Source organism: Phaeobacter sp. 11ANDIMAR09, from assembly GCF_001294455.1.
Lineage (GTDB): Bacteria > Pseudomonadota > Alphaproteobacteria > Rhodobacterales > Rhodobacteraceae > Pseudophaeobacter.
Genome location: NZ_LIKT01000003.1, coordinates 158,025 through 174,976 on the forward strand (window position 1 = coordinate 158,025; position 16,952 = coordinate 174,976).

A 16,952-nucleotide genomic window follows, 5' to 3' on the forward strand; every position below is an offset into this window, starting at 1 on the left:
GAGGCAGGCTGAATTCGGCGCAGAATTCGTCTGGGCCGATACACAGGGTTGCGCCGCGCTTGTCAAGCAAAGCTGGCAAATTCCTCGCAGTCTGGCGCCCAAATTGCCCGGATCTCGCCCCGCAGAGAATTCACCAGGCTGATCGAGCGCGCTTTTGCCAGATCCTTTGGTGTCAGCACGGCCTGGGAGATCTGACCTGCGTTGAGCAGGCTCTGGCGATAGACCCCCGGCAAACAGCCCGACGTCAGGGGAGGCGTAAGCTGCTGGTGATCATCCGTCGTGATCACCAAATTCGTTATGGTGCCCTCACAGAGCTCCCCACGGGTATTGAGAAACAGCATCTCGTCAATCCCCGCGGGCAGGGTTGCGCGGGCCTGATCATAGAGCGCCCGACGCGTTGTTTTATACCGGAGAAAGGGATCCTCCGCGTCGAGCCGGATGTCTGAAATCGCAAAGCGCCAGGCCGAGGCCTGCTGGGGCATCGGCGCCGTGGAGATCTGCACCCCGCCCTCCGCATCCAACGTCAGCCGACAGCGCAGGGGACCCTCGGCCCGGACGCCCTCCAGAGCGCGGTGGATCGCCATGGGGTCGAATACGATGCCAAAATGCGCCGCCGAAGAGGCCAGCCGGGCCAGATGCAATTCCCACCGTGCAACGCCCCGCCCCGGCACGAAACCAAAGGTTTCGATCAGGCGGAAATCGGCATCATCTTTGAGGGTGCCAACTGGGCAAAACGGGCTTTCCATAGGGCTTCCTCATATTCCGACGGCGCAGTACTGTCCCAGACCACGCCGCCACCGACGTTCAGGGTGGCGCGCCCCTCCTCCAGCATCAAGGTGCGAATGGCGACATTAAACGCGCTCGCACCATCCGGAGCCATCCAGCCAATGGTGCCACAATAAATGTCGCGCGCCCATGGTTCGAGTTCCGACAACAACTCCATGGCGCGTATTTTTGGCGCTCCGGTGATCGAGCCGCAGGGGAACAGCGCCTGCAGGATCTGGCCCAGCCCGACACCGGGTCGCAACTGCGCCTCAACGGTCGAGACCATCTGATGCACCGTGGCATAGCTTTCCACCGCAAATAGCTCGGGCACCCGAACCGAGCCCAGCGCTGCAATGCGTGAGATATCATTGCGCAACAGATCCACGATCATCAGATTTTCGGCCCGATTCTTTTCGTCCTGGCGCAGAAAATCGCGGGCCTTGGCATCCGCAACCGGATCGGTGCTCCGCGGCTGGGTGCCTTTCATCGGCCGGGTTTCGATCCGTCCGGTAGCATCGGTGCGGAAAAACAGCTCTGGCGAGCGCGACAGGATATCCGGCAGGCCCTCTTGTAGCACCAAAGCGCCGTGCCCCACCGGCTGATGCGCTACCAGCGCCGCATACAGCGCCTGCGATGTCCCATATGCGGCGGCATCAATCGGAAAGGTCAGGTTGGCCTGATAGATGTCGCCGCGACCGATATTGTGGTTCACCTGGGCAAAGGCCTCGGCATAGCGCTGAAAACTCCAACGCGGCATGAGCGCTTGCAACCCTGCATCATCGCCCCCCCCGTGGGGGCTGGCCTCACGAACGACAGCCTGCTGTGGTCCCTCATAGACCCCAAAACAGATCAATGGCAGGCGCCGCTCCTGCGGCATCAGCCCCGCCAGTTTCGGCTCCAGCGCATAGCCCAGCTCGTAAGAGGCATAGCCCGCCAGCCAATGCCCTGCCTGCCGCACGGTCTCCAGATCGGCCAGGGCCGCGGGCACCTGGTCGACAGAATCAGCCCGGATCACACGCAGAGGCTGGGCAAACTGCATGCCCGTTGCCGCTTGTCTTGTCTGATCTGGCCCATGATCAAAACGGATCTGCACGGGACACCTCTCATTTCACGCCATTTCTCTTGTTCTCGCTTATATCCGTACGCTATGCGAACAAAAGCCAAAAAAGCGGCAATTCGAAGCGCGTGTCCGATGCCCCTTGCACCTTTTTGCGCTACCCCTATAACGCAGGACAATTTGGGCGCTTGGGGGCGCCCGACTCGCCACTGAACTCAGAACGACCGCCAATCTGGCCTCGCCGCTCGCACAAATCGAAGGAAGCACACCCATGCCCAAAAGAACCGACATCCAGTCGATCATGATCATCGGTGCGGGACCCATCATTATTGGTCAGGCCTGCGAATTCGACTATTCCGGCGCCCAGGCCTGTAAGGCCCTGAAGGAAGAAGGCTACCGGGTCATCCTGGTGAACTCGAACCCCGCAACCATCATGACCGACCCCGGTCTGGCGGATGCCACCTATATCGAGCCGATCACCCCCGAAGTGGTCGCCAAGATCATCGAGAAAGAGCGCCCCGACGCGTTGCTGCCCACAATGGGCGGCCAGACGGGCCTGAACACCTCGCTGGCGCTCGAAGAGATGGGCGTGTTGGAGAAATTCGACGTCGAGATGATCGGCGCCACCCGCGACGCCATCGAAATGGCCGAAGATCGCAAATTGTTCCGCGACGCCATGGACCGTCTGGGCATCGAAAACCCCCGCGCCACCATCGTCACAGCTCCGACACTGGATGACGGCAAGGCCGACCTCAACGAAGGCGTGCGTATCGCGTTGGAAACGCTGGAAGATATCGGCCTGCCTGCGATCATCCGCCCTGCCTTTACCATGGGTGGCACCGGGGGTGGCGTAGCCTATAACCGCGAAGATTATGAGCACTTCTGCCGCACCGGCATGGATGCATCGCCAGTGAACCAGATCCTGGTAGATGAGAGCCTGTTGGGCTGGAAAGAGTTCGAGATGGAAGTGGTCCGCGACAAAGCGGATAACGCCATCATCGTCTGCGCCATTGAGAACATCGACCCCATGGGCGTGCACACGGGCGACTCGATCACCGTGGCCCCGGCGCTGACGCTGACCGACAAAGAATACCAGATCATGCGGACCCATTCGATCAACGTGCTGCGTGAGATCGGCGTGGAAACCGGCGGCTCCAACGTGCAATGGGCGGTGAACCCTGTTGACGGCCGTATGGTTGTGATCGAAATGAACCCACGGGTGTCGCGCTCTTCCGCGCTGGCCTCCAAGGCGACCGGTTTCCCGATTGCCAAGATCGCGGCCAAACTGGCCGTAGGCTATACGCTGGACGAGCTGGACAATGACATCACCAAGGTGACGCCTGCCTCTTTTGAGCCCTCCATCGACTATGTCGTCACCAAGATCCCAAAATTCGCCTTTGAAAAATTCCCCGGCTCCGAGCCCTATCTGACCACGGCGATGAAATCCGTGGGCGAGGCCATGTCGATTGGCCGCACCATCCACGAATCGATGCAAAAGGCGCTGGCCTCGATGGAATCGGGCCTCACAGGCTTTGACGAGATCGAAATTCCAGGGCTGACCGTCGGCCCCTGGGAAGTGACCAGCGATAAGGCTGCCGTGATCAAGGCCATCAGCCAGCAAACCCCCGATCGTCTGCGCACCATTGCCCAGGCGATGCGTCACGGGCTGAGCAATGATGAAATCCATGGCGTCACCAAGTTTGATCCCTGGTTCCTGGACCGCATTCGCGAAATCATCGACGCCGAGGCTGAGGTCCGCGCTAATGGCCTGCCCGAGGGCGAAAAAGAGCTGCGTCACCTCAAGATGCTTGGCTTTACCGATGCGCGTCTGGCCAATCTGAGCGAAGCCTCTGAGACTTCGGTGCGCAAAGCGCGGATCGCCAAGGGCGTCACCGCCGTGTTCAAACGCATCGACACCTGTGCGGCCGAATTCGAAGCCCAGACCCCCTATATGTATTCCACCTATGAAGCCCCGATGATGGGCGAGGTGGAATGCGAGGCGCGCCCGTCGGATCGCAAGAAGGTCGTCATCTTGGGCGGTGGTCCCAACCGCATCGGCCAGGGCATCGAGTTCGATTATTGCTGCTGCCACGCCTGCTACGCGCTGACGGATGCGGGCTATGAGACCATCATGGTCAACTGCAACCCTGAAACCGTGTCCACCGACTATGACACTTCGGATCGCTTGTATTTTGAACCGCTGACCTTTGAGCACGTGATGGAGATCCTGCGGGTTGAGCAGGAAAACGGCACCCTGCACGGTGTCATCGTTCAGTTCGGTGGTCAGACCCCGCTGAAACTGGCCAATGCCCTGGAAGAAGAAGGTATTCCAATCCTCGGCACCTCGCCCGATGCCATCGACCTGGCCGAAGACCGCGAGCGTTTCCAAGAGTTGGTGAACAACTTGGGCCTCAAGCAGCCCCATAACGGCATTGCCTCCACCGATGAGCAAGCGCTGGAAATTGCCGAGGAAATCGGCTTCCCGCTGGTGATCCGCCCCTCCTACGTGTTGGGTGGCCGCGCGATGGAAATCGTCCGCGATATGGACCAGCTGCGCCGCTACATCGCCGAGGCCGTGGTGGTCTCTGGTGACAGTCCTGTGTTGCTGGATAGCTATCTGTCCGGCGCCGTTGAGCTGGATGTGGATGCGATCTGCGACGGCACCGACGTGCATGTGGCAGGCATCATGCAGCATATCGAAGAAGCCGGGGTGCACTCAGGCGACAGCGCTTGCTCATTGCCGCCCTACTCGCTGTCTGATGAGGTCCTGGCAGAGATCAAGACCCAGACTTTTGCCCTGGCCAAAGCACTGAATGTGGTTGGCCTGATGAACATCCAGTTCGCCATCAAGGACGGAGAGATTTTCCTCATCGAGGTGAACCCCCGCGCCAGCCGGACCGTGCCCTTTGTCGCCAAAGCGACCGACAGCGCCATTGCATCTATCGCCGCCCGGGTCATGGCCGGCGAAAAACTATCGGCCTTCCCCAAGCGCGCGCCCTACGAGCCCGATGCAGGTTACGATGTGGACACGCCGATGGCCGATCCGATGACACTGGCCGATCCCAATATGCCCTGGTTCTCTGTCAAAGAGGCCGTCATGCCCTTTGCCCGCTTCCCCGGCGTCGACACCATCCTGGGGCCAGAGATGCGCTCCACCGGTGAAGTCATGGGATGGGACCGCAGCTTTGCCGGCGCCTTCCTCAAGGCGCAGATGGGAGCAGGCATGGTGCTGCCTTCTGAGGGCCGTGCCTTTATCTCGATCAAGGACGCCGACAAGGGCGCACCGATGCTGGAAGCGGCCAACACTCTGCTGGAGCTAGGCTTTACCCTGGTTGCCACCAGCGGCACCCAGAAATGGCTGGACGGCCACGGGGTGGCCTGCGAGCTGGTCAACAAAGTCTATGAGGGTCGCCCGCATGTGGTGGATCTGCTGAAAGACGGCCATGTGCAGCTGTTGATGAACACCACCGAGGGCGCCCAGGCGGTCGAGGACAGCAAGGACATGCGCTCTGTCGCGCTCTATGGCAAGATCCCCTATTTCACCACAGCCGCAGCCTCTCACGCTGCGGCCCTGGCAATCAAAGCCCAGGCCGAGGGTGAAGTTGAGGTAAAAAGCCTGCAGGGGTAAGCCCGCTTTTCAAAGCTCTGTAACAAAGAAAACCCCGGCTCACTGAGCCGGGGTTTTTCGTTTCAAAATCGACCGTTTTTGCAGAACTGCCAATACCTATGATGAGCCCCCTCCCCTAAAGAACGGCAGGCATTGCCCGGCCTTTTGGCCGGGCAAGCGTTTTACTGAAAAGGGCCTAGGCCACCGCCAGTGCTGCCTGCTTTTCCCGCTTCTCATCGCGGGCAAAGAAGATCAGGTAGAAGACCGGAGCCGCCACCAGAGTAAGCACGGTGGCAAAGGCCAGACCGCCCATGATGGTCACCGCCATGGAGACAAAGAAGGCATCCCAGAGCAGCGGGATCATCCCCAGAATGGTGGTCACCGCCGCCAGCATGACGGGCCGCAGACGCGACACGGATGCCTCGACGATGGCTTCGCGTAGCGGCTTGCCGGTCTCGCGCACCAGGTCGATCTCTTCCACCAGAACAATCCCGTTCTTGATCAACATCCCCGACAGGCTCAGCAGGCCCAATAGCGCGGTAAAGGTAAAGGGCAGGCCAGTTCCCAACAGCCCCATTGCAACGCCGTTTACAGACATCGGCACCAAGAGCCAGATGATCACCGGCTGACGGATGGCATTGAACAGGAAGACCGAGATCAGCACCATGATCAGCGCCGTCACCGGCAGCTGCTTGCCGAGGCTGGCATTGGCATCGCCCGAGCTTTCATGATCGCCGCCCCACTCCATTGTATAGCCCGACGGCAGATCCATGTCTTCAATGGTGGCCTGGATCTCAGAGAAGACCGAAGCCGCTGTCATATCCACTGGAATATCAGCCCCGACCGTCAGCGTCGGCACCCGGTCTCGGCGATGCACCAGAGTGTTTTCCAGCGTCACATCCACCCCATCCAGCATCTGTTCCATTGGCAGGAACTTTTGCGCGTTGTTGGAATAGACCACCTGATCCATGAGACTGTAGTTCCCATCCTGAGCCCGTCGTATAACGATTGGGATCAGACGATCCTGCTCGCGGAAGACGCCCGCCTGCAGACCATCAGTTGAAAACAGCAGCGTATCGGCGATGTCTTCGCGTGCAATCCCCGCGGTTTGGGCCCGTTCCGTGGCATAGAGTGGGGTGAGCACCGGCTCCTGCTCGCGCCAATCCTGTCGCGGGAAGAGAATATTCGGCGATGCCGCCACCAGCCGCTGCATGGCCTCTTCGCCGAGGCCGCGCAGAATCTGCGGATCAGGCCCGGAAAAACGCACCTGGATCGGATCGCCGCCCCCAGGGCCAAAGACCAGACGTTTGGTCCGGAACTCGCCTTCAGGGAACTGGGCGGTGCCAAAGGCATTGAGATCAGCCTGCAACTGCGGGATTACTTCGAGGTTTGGCGTTCGGATGATCAGGTGACCATAGCTCGGGTTTGGTTTGTGACTGTCATAGGTCAGCAGGAAACGGGTTGCCCCCTGTCCGACAAAGGTCGTGTAATCGACAACCTCTTCGCGTTTGGACAGCCAGTCCTCCACGATTGCCAAATGGGCAGCCGTGGTCTCAATTGTGGTGCCCTGAGGCAGCTTGTAATGCACGTAGAACAGCGGCGTGTTGGCATCCGGGAAGAACTGTTGCTTCACCGAGCCAAAGGCCGCCATGCAGGCCACTGTCAGCCCCACCAGCCCTACAGCCACCAGCCACCGCAGCTTGAGCGACAGACGCAGCAGCCCGCCATAGGTTCGAAACAGCCAGCCGCCATAGGCATCCGTCGCGTCTTTGTGTCCCTGCTTGAAGAAGTAATGCGCCAATAGCGGCGTGGCAGTCACGGCAAGCACCCAACTGAGCAGAAGGGAAATCGCGATCACAGCAAAGAGCGAGAACAGGAATTCACCAGCCGAATCCGGGCTGAGACCAATACCAGCAAAGGCCATGATGCCGATGATGGTGGCTCCCAAAAGCGGGATTTGTGTCTTGGAGGCAGCCTCATGTGCTGCCTGACGCGAGGTCTGTCCGCGCTGCATCGATATCTGCATGCCTTCGGCAACAACAATGGCATTGTCCACCAACATCCCCATGGCGATGATCAATGCCCCGAGGGAGATCCGTTCCATCTCGATAGAAAAGAGGTTCATGAACAAAAGCGTCCCCACCACGGTGAGCAACAGGGTCGTCCCCACCACCACAGCCGCCCGCCAACCCATGAACAGAGCCAAGACGGCAACAACGATCGCCACCGAGGTCGCCAGGTTCACAAGAAAACTATTGGAGGCTTCATCCACCACCAGATGCTGCTGGTAGATCGGCAGCACCTCGACCCCAAAGGGGATCTGGCTGTCCAATTCCGCCATCCGCGCATCAACGCGGTTGCCCACCTCGACAATATTTTCGGTCGCCAGGCCGGCGATCCCCATGGTGAAGGCCTCAACCCCGTTAAAGCGAATGATCAGATCCGGGTTGTTGGTGCGGCCGCGATAGACCTTTGCCATGTCGATGACATTGATCACTTCCCCCTGTGCGCCAATCGACAGACCCGCGATTTCAGAAACCGTATCTGAACCTTCCGGCGCGCTGATACGTGTATCTGCCTGGTTGCGATCCAATAGACCGGCCGAGCGGACCGAATTCGACGTGGCAATCGAATTGGCAATCGCTGCGATCGAGATGTTCTGATTGACCGAAATCGCCATATCGGGTTCGACAAAAACGGCCTCGCTTGGCAGGCCGGCGATATCCACATCAGCGACACCATCCACCGCCAGCAGCTCGCGCCGCAGGAAGGTGGCCAGCTCGTGTTTTTCCGCGTCCGAATAGCCCTCGGCGGTCACCGCATAATACAGGCCAAAGACATCCCCAAAGCTATCATTGACAAAGGGCTGCATCACCCCATCAGGCAGCCCCCGCGCGGCATCCCGTATCTTGGCGCGCAATTCCGTCCAGACCGCAGGCAATTCGGTGCCATCATAGGTATCATGCATCTCGACTTCGATCAGCGAGCTGCCGGGGCGATTGATCGAGGTGATGGTTTTGACCTCGCCCATTTTTTGAATCTCGGATTCCAGTGGCTCGGTCACCTCGCGGGCAACCTGCGCGGCGCTTGCGCCAGGATAGGCCGTGACCACCACCGCTTGTTTGATGGTAAAAGACGGATCTTCGAGACGCCCGAGGTTCATGAACCCCCAGATGCCGCCTAGAAGAGCCGTCAACATGATGATCCAAGTATAGAGTGGTCGGTTTATCGACGCGCGTGCAATATCCATTGTCCGAACCTCAATTCGCAAAACCGTTGAAACGACGGACTTTTTGACCGTCGTTCAGCGCGCCACCACCGGTCGAGACGATCTCTTCGCCCCCCTCAAGCCCTGCACTGATCGAAAAGTCACCATGCTGAGTTGCTTCCACTTCGACGGCAACCCAATTGACCACCCCTTCGTCGCTGCCTTTGGGGCTGAAGACCATAACACCGGTTTCGCCGTCAGGAGAGGCCACAATCGCGGTGGAGGGCACTTTGATCGCGGAGTCACCTGTATCTACGACAACGCGCACCGAGGTCGAGGCGCCGGGCAAGATCTGCCGGTCCTCTGGGGGATCCATCCGGAAGGTCACCTGAAAGGTTTGCCCCACATTGCTGGCTTCGGCGTTGAACTCTAGGATCTGCAGCGGATAGCTGACATCACTGCCGGGAAAGGCTGCAGTGGTCGAAAACACATCTCCCCGGTCAGCCCGTTGGAACAGGATTTCCGGGACATCAAATTCGATATGCAGCTCGGACATATCATGCAGGCGTACGATCGGCGTGCCCGCCGCGACAGTGGTGAAGTTTTCGACTTCCCGCGTGGAGACCAGCGCCTCGAAAGGTGCGTTCAACGTGGCATGGCGCAGCTCATATTCCGCATTGCGCAGGGCAACCCGGGTCAAGCCCGCCTGAGTAACCGCATCCTCGATCGAGACCTCACTCACCGTGCCCTTGAGGCGCTCAAGCCGGGTAACGGTTCTGTCCGCCTGCTCTTTTTGCAGCCGCGCCTGTTCCAGGCTGAGCTCAAAGGGTTCCAGATCCAGTTCGGCGATCAACTGCCCCTCGGGGACGATGTACCCTTCGGCAACCGGGAAGCGCATCACCTGGCCAGGCACCTGAAAGGCCAGGTCAACCGTCTGCTTGGCTGCAACCTGACCAAAAAACTGCCGTTCCAGCAACTGTGTTCCGGATTGGGTTGCCAGCAGCTTTACCGGCTTCAAAGCCTCTTCGGCCTGCGCCGCCGGCGCAAGTGTCATAACTGCAATGCCCGCCCCCGTTGCGAGAAATGTCGCATTGGTCCAGGCAGGACCCGCCAGAGCCGGGACCAGCGCAACGGCTAACTTTTGCAAAAGGTGCATCTTCTAGGTCTCCTTGCTGGGCTGCTGCGCAGCAGCACCCAATATTTTCTTTTGTATTTTGCCGGTTAGTCTTGCGAATTGCTGAATTTCCTCAGCATTTAGCCCGCAGATTTCCCGAAACCTCTGGCCTGCTCTCCGCTTCATCTTATTGCGTAGGCTACGGCCCTTGGCTGTCAGCTGCAATTGAAAGGCACGTCGGTCCTGGCTGTCACGCACGCGCAGCGCCAAACCCTCCTGCTCCAAACGATCCGCCGCCGAGGTCACCGTCGAGGGCACCATCATCAGAATCTTGGCCAATTCGCCCATCCGGCGGGGACAATCCAGCTGCATCAGAAGATAGCATTCCAACCGTCCCAGCCCAGCTGCGATCTGCTGCTGACCAAAGGCCTCATCCATCCGCCAGACCAGCGCAAGAACGCCCATCAAAGCCTGCGTTTCAGGCGTGCCTAGCGGCGAAACATTGGATTTGAGAACAGGTTCTGACATTGGGTTCAAACACATCTCCGTGATTCCCTCCCCTATACTTCACGCCCCGAACCTTTCATGTAATGAACTTCACACTTCAGCCCTCGCCTCCCCCTAGGGAAAGCAAGCGGCAACCTTGACCTTTTGATAACAAAAGCGTCACAAATGTAGCGTTTCCAACCCCAGAGGTTCTGAGTCATGTACACAGCCGCTATCACCGGCACCGGGGTATTCACCCCGTCCCAAACCATTACCAACGCTGAACTGGTCAAGGCTTTCAACGCCTATGCAGACAAGGTCAACGCCGAGAACAGCACAGCAATTGCAGCTGGTGACATGGAGCCGATGCCGCATTCCTCGGAAGAGTTCATCTTTAAGGCCTCGGGCATCGAACAGCGCTACGTTATGGACAAGACGGGCATCCTGAACCCGGACATCATGTACCCGCAACTGCGCCAGCGAGAGGATGACGAGCCAGGCATCATGGCGGAAATGGCTCTTGATGCCGCGCATAAGGCCCTGGCCCAGGCGGGCAAAACCGCTGCGGATGTTGATCTGGTGATCTGTGCGGCCTCCAATCTGGAACGCGCCTATCCTGCCGTAGCAATCGAGATCCAACAGCTTCTGGGTATCAAGGGCTTTGCATTTGACATGAATGTCGCCTGTTCTTCGGCGACCTTTGGCATTCAAACCGCCGCAGATATGATCCGTTCTGGCAGTATCCGCTCGGCACTGGTTGTAAATCCTGAGATTTGCTCGGGACATCTGGAGTGGCGCGACCGCGATTGCCATTTCATTTTTGGTGACGTGGCAACAGCCACGCTGCTCGAGCGTATTGAGGATGCGAAAGGGGATCATTTTGAAGTTATCTCCACCCGCTGTGCTACGGATTTTTCCAACAATATCCGCAACAACAACGGCTACCTGCGGCGCTCACGCCCGGATGGCATCAAGGACCGGCGCGACATGCAATTCATGCAAAATGGGCGCAAGGTGTTCAAGGAAGTGCTGCCCATGGTCAGCCAGCATATTGCCGGACATATGGCAGATGAAGGCATTGAAAGCTCCGAGTTGAAACGGCTCTGGCTGCATCAGGCCAACAAATCGATGAATGATTTCATTGGCAAGAAGGTCCTGGGCCGCACCCCCGCCGAGGGCGAACAGCCCAATATTCTGCAGGACTATGCAAATACCTCTTCGGCCGGTTCGATCATTGCCTTTTCCAAATACTCCGCTGATCTCGATGAGGGCGATTTGGGGCTGATCTGCTCCTTTGGGGCGGGCTATTCCGTCGGTTCAGTCATTCTGCGTCACCAAAGGGCCTAGCCATAGGGGCGATCGGCCAGATCAGACAACAAAAAACCTGCGGACCACTGGCTCGCAGGTTTTTTTCTATGCCAAGTGATGAGCCACCCGCCTAATCTGCTCCTGTGCCTGATCAAGCCCCGAGATCAGATCCCCGCAGTCCAGAGGCGCCGAACAGCCGGCTGTACCTGAGGTCATCGCTGCCAAATGCAAAAGCAGCTTTGCCCCCAGTGGCAGCGAGTCTGTCAAATCTTCGCGCTCAGGCGCTCTCTTCTTCCAGATGCAGCTTCATATCCAGCAGAACATGCTGCAGCAAAACGGTTTCCCGCAGCAGCCGCTTGGCCTCGTTCACGGTGATAATCCCATCCTCGATGGCCGTCTGATACTCGCTCATCAAAAAGGCAAATCGCTGGCTGAGCGCGATCACATCCGCATTTACGCCACCAGAGCGGGATGTCGCACCATCGCCCTGGGCGGTTTCCTTTGCCCCGTAAGACAGTGTGATATTGCGCAGATCTGCCAAGGCGGAGGTCACATGCGGATAAGAGGCCTCTTGTTCCAGCTTGGCCACCGCATCAACCGGCATGAACCGGTCGGTATGCTCGGAATTGTCGGAGTAGTATCTCCCCAAAGTTGCCTTGGATTTGCCGGTGATCTGGCAGGCTGCCTCGATCCCAACATCTTTAACCAGGGCCTCAGTATGCTTTTTCAGGTAGGTACCAATCTCTGCCATAAACTCTCACCAGCCATGCCGTGCCAAAAGGGGAAGGTCGGGAATAAATTCCCATGATGTCGTTTTAAAGTATTTGCTAATATTTCACCATCCCTAAGGTTTTTCAGGGATTTAGCAAGTGACGGAGAGCATATTTATTGGGCTCTCCATGGTGTTTCAGAACCTGCTTAGTGAGTGGGCAAGGTTTTGACATGGGATGCATTTACCCGTGGCTTTTGTGTGGGCAAAGTTAAGGCCTGAATACCCTTCCTGATCTGTCGGTAATAGCCGCCGAACAACCCCCAGAACGCAAGTTCCAGGGTGTCAGGGGGGGTATGAACTTGCCCGGCCACCCGGGTGAGCCCCCAGAGAAAACGCATGAGCAACCATATTAACCATTTATAAAATATGGATTTTCCAACTTCACTGCAGAATTTCACATGTCGATTTGAGGAGAAATCTCAGCCCCGCCCCACCAGGGTCAGAACCCCGCTCCGGGCTTCGCCCTCCTTAGTTGGTTTTGACAGGCCACCTGCCCCCTTGCTCCCTTGTGTTGAGACAGGCTAAAGGGGGGCCATGGCAAAGCTTTACTTCAACTACTCGACCATGAACGCTGGAAAATCGGCGGTTCTGCTACAGGCTTCGCATAACTACCGCGAAAACGATATGGACACCTATCTGCTGACCGCGCAGATCGACACCCGCGAGGGCAAGGGGAGAATCGCTTCGCGCATCGGCATCAGTGAACAGGCCGATACCTTTTCCCCTGGCGAGGATCTCTTTGCAAAAATCCAGGCCCGTCTGGCGCAGGGGGACCTCGCCAGCATCTTTATTGACGAGGCTCAGTTTTTGACGGCTGACCAGGTCTGGCAACTGGCTAGGATTGTGGATGATCTGAAGGTGCCAGTCCTGTGTTACGGGCTGCGGGTGGATTTTCAGGGGCAGCTCTTTCCCGGCTCTGCCGCGCTGCTGGCATTGGCTGATGAAATGCGCGAGGTGCGCACCATCTGTCATTGCGGCAAAAAGGCCACCATGGTGATCCGCCAGGACGCCCAAGGACGGGCGATCACCAAGGGCGACCAGGTGCAGATCGGCGGCAATGAGAGCTATGTCTCATTGTGCCGTCGGCATTGGCGTGAGGCTATGGCAGAGGGAAGCTGACCCCTGCGGTCAGAACAGTTTTTGGCAACGGGTGCAGGGGGCTCTGCCCCCTCGCGCCGAGGGCGCTTACCCCCGGAATATTTTTAGAAAGATGAAGTCAGGGTCAGGTTCGTCAAAATCGTTGCGCGAGGCTGGGCCGCAAATCGATTTTGAGTGGGGTTCTCAGACCTGGTTTGGCAGCTTCTGCCCCGCCACAAAGGCGGCAATATTGTCCAGGGCCATATGACCCATGGCACTGCGCACCTCTTCGGTCGCTGTGCCCAGATGCGGCAGCAGGGTCACATTGGACAGATCCCGCAGAGCCTGTGGCACCTCGGGCTCGAATTCATAGACGTCCAGACCGGCTCCGGCGATCTTTCGCTTCTGCAAAGTATCGATCAGCGCTTCCTGCTGCACCACTTCACCGCGTGCAATATTGATCAGATGCGCTGTTGGCCGCATCGCCGACAGGACCCTAGCATCCACCAGATGATGTGTATCCCCGCCACCTGGAACAGCCACCACCAGGAAATCCACTGTGGCTGCGAGCTGTTTCAAATCTGCCATAGGGGTGGCGGCAAATCCGGGAGATTTTTCACTGCGGGCGGTGTAAAACACCTGCATATCAAACCCAAAATGGCAGCGCCGAGCGATGGCAGCGCCGATGCGTCCCAGGCCGATCACCCCGAGCTTTTTGCCCGTCACATGTTGGCCCAGCATCTGGGTTGGATGCCAACCGGGCCAGCCCCCGCTGCGCACCAGGCGTTCGCCCTCTGCGGCGCGGCGGGCCGACATCAGGATCAAAGTCAGGGCAATATCCGCCGTCGCATCTGTCACCGCCCCCGGCGTATTGCTGACGGCAATCCCATGGGCAGCTGCCGCAGCCACATCAATATGATTGAAGCCAACGCCAAAATTCGCCAGAAGCCTGCAACGTGGCGCTGTGACCTCGGCAAGAACCCCCGCGTCAAACCCGTCCCCGAGAGTGGGCATCACCAGATCAAAGTCCCGCAGCGCTGCCAGCATCTCCCCGCGACTGAGCACCGCAGTCTCCGGTCGGATCACCACGTCAAACTCCGCCCTGGCGCGGGCCTCGACTTCTGCGGTCATGGGGCGGGTGATCAGCAGTTTCATTATCAGTGCATCCTGCCGCCCAGAGGAACCGGCCCATCCGGCCCCACGAGACGGATCTCACCCGCATCATCCGGCAGCCCCAAAACCAGGACTTCTGACATGAATTTTCCGATCTGGCGTGGTGGGAAGTTCACCACCGCCAGGACCTGTTTGCCGATCAATGTCTCAGGCGTGTAATGCGCCGTCACCTGAGCCGATGTTTTTTTCTCACCGATCTCCGCGCCAAAGTCGATCCAGATCTTGATCGCCGGTTTGCGGGCCTCCGGGTAGGCTTCGGCGCGAATGACCTCGCCGACACGAATGTCCACCTTCATGAAATCGTCAAAGGAAATCTCAGCCACGCGACAGCTCCTTTGACCGATCGGTCGCAGCCGCCACTGCCCGGTTCAACAGGTCCGGAAAGCCGGTCTCTTGCTGCATCAGCACCGCAAGCGCAGCCTGGGTGGTGCCATTGGGACTGGTGACATTGATGCGCAACTGGCTGGGGCTTTCATGCGCCACATTGGCCAGTGCCCCGGCCCCGGCAACTGTCGCCTTGGCCAATTGCATTGCCATATCCGCAGGCAGTCCCTGGGCCTCTCCGGCTTGAGCCAGGGTCTCGATCAGGTGAAACACATAGGCCGGCCCTGAGCCGCTCACCCCGGTGACCGCGTCGATCTGCGCCTCGCTGTCGAGCCGTACGGTCTGGCCAATCGCCTTGAGCAACCGCTCGGCCATGTCCAGATTGTCGGCGCTGGCCACGGCGTTGCCGATCAATGCCGTGATTCCCTGGCCAATGGCCGCAGGCGTATTAGGCATGGCCCGCACAATCGGAGTCTGAGCCCCGAGGATCTCCTCAAAACTGGCAATCGAAGTCCCGGCGGCAACCGAAACAAACAGCGTATCACCATTGCCCAGTGCCCGAAGCTCGGGCAGGGCCGCGCCCATCATCTGCGGCTTCACCGCAATCAGCACCAGGGCGGGCGAGCTAGGCAGACCTGCATTGATATGCACCCCTGTCCCCTGCAGCCATTCCGAAGGATGCGGATCCAAAACCCAGACCGAAGAAGCTGGCAAGTCTCCCTCGAGCCAGCCTGCCAACATGGCCGACCCCATTTTGCCGCAGCCCAGCAGTACCAGCCCACGGGTTTCAATAGCACTTGTCATCGTACGCTTGTCTTTCTTGCGTGAATTTTTCGTTCAGAGCCTTCAGGCGCGCCCATAGGCTTCGGCGATGGCGACCTCCATCGCTTCGCCCGGAGATCTCCCCGCCCAGGTGGTGAGCTGGATCGCCGGATAGTAGCGCTCACAGTTTGAAACCGCTGCATGGATCATGGCATCTACCTGCTCCGGGCTAGCGGATTGTCCGCCAGCCAGGACAAGCCCATAGCGATAGAGCATCACCTTATGATCAGCCCAATAGGTAAATCCGCCAGCCCAGCATTGATCGTTCATCAGATTGATCAACTCATAGAGCTGTGGGATCTTGTCCTGGGGGGGCTCCATCTCATAACTGCAAACCAGCCGCAAAGTCTCTTCATAGGCCGACCAGGCCAGAGTCAGGGAATAGGTCCGCCACTGACCTTCGACGGCCATGGCGATCTGGTCATCGCCAATACGGTCAAAATCCCAGTCGTGGTGGGCCGCCAGGTTTTCGACGATATCAATCGGGTGGATGTCATCGTCCAGATGAAATTCGGAAAGGGCCATGTCTCACCTCTCAGCTCTCTAGCTGTTTGGGCCGATTTCGCCCCCTACAACTAGGTTTCTGGTCAATGGACCGGGGAGCATCCCCGCCTCCATACTAGATATGGTGGCAAGGGGGCCATAGTCTGGCAACCCCTTATTTGGGGATATCTTCAATAAGTTGTGGACGAATGGCGTCACGCCGCAATATATCGGCAAATTCACGCGCGCATCAGGTATGCGATCCTGCCCCGCAGCCTGCGACATGGAAGCCACTGCACGGCCTCGACAGCGCGCCCCTGCTCTCCCGAGCCTAGGTCAAAGCTGTACAGGACCATTTGAGCCTGGCCCCGTTTCATCTTTCTAAAAATATTCCCGCCGGAGGCATTCCCCGCTCACAGCCAATACTGCCGCGGGACTACGAAACAATGCGCCCACGACTGATCCCCCCCAAGCGCTCGCCGGGAAAAATCGTTCAGCCCTTGGCGTCCAACGCGTCCAAGCGCGCCTTCAAGGCCTCATTTTCTTCCCGTGCCTTTTGCGCCATGGCCCGGACTGCGTCAAATTCTTCCCGGGTGACAAAATCGCGGTCCGCCAACCAGCGGTCCATAAGGCTCTTCATGGCAGTTTCAGCTTCATCCTTTGCGCCCTGGGCCACGCCCATCGCATTTGTCATCAGCTGGGAAATGTCATCCATGATCTTGTTTCGGCTCTGCATCATCTTCTCCGTATCACTCT

At 58.6% G+C, this 16,952-nt stretch carries 14 protein-coding genes; 3 read left to right on the plus strand and 11 right to left on the minus strand.

Annotated elements, in window-relative coordinates:
- Positions 1–62: 62 nt before the first annotated feature.
- Both AN476_RS03715 and AN476_RS03720 read right to left on the minus strand, forming a co-directional pair.
- Entirely contained in the window at positions 63–746 is a 684-nt protein-coding gene (locus tag AN476_RS03715) for an aminotransferase class IV family protein (RefSeq protein ID WP_054459624.1), read from the minus strand.
- The gene (locus tag AN476_RS03720; RefSeq protein ID WP_054459625.1) at positions 689–1,858 is read right to left on the minus strand and encodes an aminodeoxychorismate synthase component I; all 1,170 of its coding nucleotides are present in this window, start codon (positions 1,856–1,858) and stop codon (positions 689–691) included. Before AN476_RS03720 ends, AN476_RS03715 begins: the two co-directional genes overlap by 58 nt.
- 235 nt (positions 1,859–2,093) lie before the next feature.
- Between AN476_RS03720 and carB the strand changes: the two genes are divergently transcribed.
- Positions 2,094–5,450: a carbamoyl-phosphate synthase large subunit gene (gene carB / locus AN476_RS03725; protein ID WP_054459626.1), complete on the plus strand. Its 3,357-nt coding sequence runs from the start codon at positions 2,094–2,096 to the stop codon at positions 5,448–5,450.
- Between the two features lie 175 nt (positions 5,451–5,625).
- Here the strand turns inward: carB and AN476_RS03730 are convergent, their stop codons facing one another.
- The 3 genes from AN476_RS03730 to AN476_RS03740 form a co-directional block, all read right to left on the minus strand.
- On the minus strand, positions 5,626–8,679 hold the full coding sequence (locus tag AN476_RS03730; RefSeq protein WP_054459627.1) for an efflux RND transporter permease subunit: 3,054 nt from the start codon (positions 8,677–8,679) through the stop codon (positions 5,626–5,628).
- 10 nt (positions 8,680–8,689) lie between these two features.
- A complete protein-coding gene (locus AN476_RS03735) occupies positions 8,690–9,691 on the minus strand; it encodes an efflux RND transporter periplasmic adaptor subunit (RefSeq protein WP_054459727.1) in 1,002 nt (333 codons plus the stop codon).
- Between the two features lie 105 nt (positions 9,692–9,796).
- The gene (locus AN476_RS03740; protein WP_054459628.1) at positions 9,797–10,279 is read right to left on the minus strand and encodes a MarR family winged helix-turn-helix transcriptional regulator; all 483 of its coding nucleotides are present in this window, start codon (positions 10,277–10,279) and stop codon (positions 9,797–9,799) included.
- A gap of 177 nt (positions 10,280–10,456) precedes the next feature.
- On the opposite strand from AN476_RS03740, the gene AN476_RS03745 reads away from it, so the two are divergent.
- Positions 10,457–11,584 carry a beta-ketoacyl-ACP synthase III gene (locus tag AN476_RS03745; RefSeq protein WP_054459629.1) on the plus strand — a complete coding sequence of 376 codons (1,128 nt, stop codon included), beginning with the start codon at positions 10,457–10,459 and terminating at the stop codon, positions 11,582–11,584.
- Between the two features lie 238 nt (positions 11,585–11,822).
- Here AN476_RS03745 and AN476_RS03750 read toward each other — a convergent pair whose 3' ends face one another.
- Entirely contained in the window at positions 11,823–12,296 is a 474-nt protein-coding gene (locus AN476_RS03750; RefSeq protein ID WP_054459630.1) for a hypothetical protein, read from the minus strand.
- A 555-nt stretch (positions 12,297–12,851) separates the two neighbouring features.
- On the opposite strand from AN476_RS03750, the gene AN476_RS03755 reads away from it, so the two are divergent.
- The gene (locus tag AN476_RS03755; RefSeq protein WP_054459631.1) at positions 12,852–13,436 is read left to right on the plus strand and encodes a thymidine kinase; all 585 of its coding nucleotides are present in this window, start codon (positions 12,852–12,854) and stop codon (positions 13,434–13,436) included.
- Positions 13,437–13,598: 162 nt separating this feature from the next.
- On the opposite strand, the gene AN476_RS03760 is transcribed toward AN476_RS03755, so the two are convergent.
- The 5 genes from AN476_RS03760 to AN476_RS03780 all read right to left on the minus strand — a co-directional run bounded on the left by AN476_RS03760 (position 13,599) and on the right by AN476_RS03780 (position 16,932).
- Positions 13,599–14,549, minus strand: coding sequence for a D-glycerate dehydrogenase (locus AN476_RS03760; protein WP_054459632.1), 951 nt, complete (start codon positions 14,547–14,549; stop codon positions 13,599–13,601).
- A 2-nt stretch (positions 14,550–14,551) separates the two neighbouring features.
- On the minus strand, positions 14,552–14,890 hold the full coding sequence (locus tag AN476_RS03765) for a tRNA-binding protein (RefSeq protein WP_054459633.1): 339 nt from the start codon (positions 14,888–14,890) through the stop codon (positions 14,552–14,554).
- On the minus strand, positions 14,883–15,695 hold the full coding sequence (gene proC, locus AN476_RS03770) for a pyrroline-5-carboxylate reductase (protein ID WP_054459634.1): 813 nt from the start codon (positions 15,693–15,695) through the stop codon (positions 14,883–14,885). Before proC ends, AN476_RS03765 begins: the two co-directional genes overlap by 8 nt.
- A gap of 42 nt (positions 15,696–15,737) precedes the next feature.
- Positions 15,738–16,238 carry a YbjN domain-containing protein gene (locus tag AN476_RS03775; RefSeq protein ID WP_054459635.1) on the minus strand — a complete coding sequence of 167 codons (501 nt, stop codon included), beginning with the start codon at positions 16,236–16,238 and terminating at the stop codon, positions 15,738–15,740.
- Between the two features lie 451 nt (positions 16,239–16,689).
- Complete coding sequence (locus AN476_RS03780; protein WP_054459636.1) at positions 16,690–16,932, minus strand: accessory factor UbiK family protein; 243 nt, start codon at positions 16,930–16,932, stop codon at positions 16,690–16,692.
- Between the last annotated feature and the right edge of the window lie 20 nt (positions 16,933–16,952).